This window comes from Angustibacter aerolatus, from assembly GCF_054776675.1.
In genome coordinates this window covers 1-745 of sequence record NZ_BAAHBM010000204.1, presented here as the reverse complement: position 1 = coordinate 745, position 745 = coordinate 1, and the positions used below count along the sequence as shown (strand labels likewise).

The 745-nt window shown below is 80.0% G+C and carries 1 protein-coding gene; it reads left to right on the top strand.

Annotation, left to right across the window (positions count from 1 at the left end; translation table 11 throughout):
* Positions 1–63: 63 nt before the first annotated feature.
* On the top strand, positions 64–745 hold a 682-nt coding region (locus ACYVI6_RS18815; protein ID WP_460447802.1), incomplete at its 3' end, for a hypothetical protein.

Below are 745 nucleotides of genomic sequence, written 5' to 3'. Positions count from 1 at the left end.
GTGGCCGAGCTCGACGCGACCGACGCGGTCGGCGCGGTCGGCCTGCGCACCTAGGCCCGACCGGTGCTGCCCGAGTGGGCCCGGCGGCTGGTGCAGGCGCTGACCAGCGTCGAGCCCACGAACCTCGATCCCCGCGCCGCGGCGGCCCTCGCCCGACGCGCCCGCCGCGCCGCCGCGGAGGTCGACGACGCACTCGGTCCGGCCGTCGAGCTGGCCGCCCGGCGCAGCGGCGACCTCGGCGAAGCGGCCGGCCACGCCGCGAGCCGCCGCGTGTCGGCGCTGCTACCCGGGCAGGGAGCCGTCGGGCGGCTGCGCAGCACCCACCTGCAGACGGCCGACGCGCTCGAGCAGCTCGCCCTCGCCGCGCGGCACACGCAGCTGACCGTCGTGCTCGCGCTGGTGACGCTGCTCGCGGTGCTGGCGGCCATCGCGGCCCGCTGGTCGGGCAACCCGTTCGGCGGCGTCGACGTCGCGGTCGACACGACGCTCGCGCAGGCCCGGGCCCGGCTGCGGCTGCTCGTCGCGCTGCGGTCGCTCGGCCGCGAGTCCGCCCGGTCGGCGGCGGTCGTGACGGCCATCGGCCCGGCGATCGACCTCGCGGCCCAGCTGATCGAGCTCGCCGAGGGCACCCGCCGCTCGCTCGACGCCCGTCAGCTCGGTGCGGTCGCCGCGAGCGGGGCCGGCGCCGGGCTCGATGCGGCCCTGCTCACGGGTCCGCGGCGCGGCCTGCGAGCGGCGCTGCCCG